The sequence below is a fragment of the Vibrio sp. 1249-1 genome, assembly GCF_033340495.1.
The window spans coordinates 1-626 of the sequence record NZ_JAWOWJ010000729.1; the positions used below are offsets into that span (position 1 = coordinate 1).

Below are 626 nucleotides of genomic sequence, written 5' to 3' on the forward strand. Positions count from 1 at the left end.
AAAACAAGCCATGCTACCTGAAATCGCAGAAATTTTAGACAATCCTATTGGCACGGCATGTGGCTTTAAAATGCTGATCAATGACGCGATTTTTTATTTTACTCCTGGTGTACCAAGCGAATTCAAATTGATGGCAGAAACACAAATTTTGCCTGATCTTCGAAGAGTATTTCCTGATGTAAAAGGTTCATGCTGTAGTCGAATCTACACTTTTGGTCTTTCTGAATCTGGGATCTCGGATAAGTTGGATCAGTTAAAACTGCCACAAGGATATGAGCTTGGGTATCGCTCTTATCTGCCTTTTATTGAAGTGAAGCTGTTTGGTCCGGCAGATCAGCTTGAACAACGTTTGAAGCTGATGCAGTTGATCAACAAGCACCTCGAAAGCAATACGGTTAGCATCGACCTTCCGATGGTTGAGCATGTAGGACAACTGCTGGCGGATAAAGATCTCACACTTTCTGTGTCTGAAAAAAGCAGTGCTGGATATTTAACCTACTGGTTAAACAGTGATGAAAATGCAGAAAAGCAATTGGGTCATGGTTGGGTGCTGGCAGGGCGTAACCAAACTGTAAACCATGAGGGGGATCCATTGGCTGCGACATTTGCGTTAGCGGGAGCGACTC

The 626-nt window shown here is 43.5% G+C and carries 1 pseudogene; it reads left to right on the top strand.

Going from position 1 to position 626, the window contains the following annotated elements:
- Nucleotides 1–626, top strand: a pseudogene (locus tag R7Z50_RS28595) (competence/damage-inducible protein A); the annotation flags it as partial.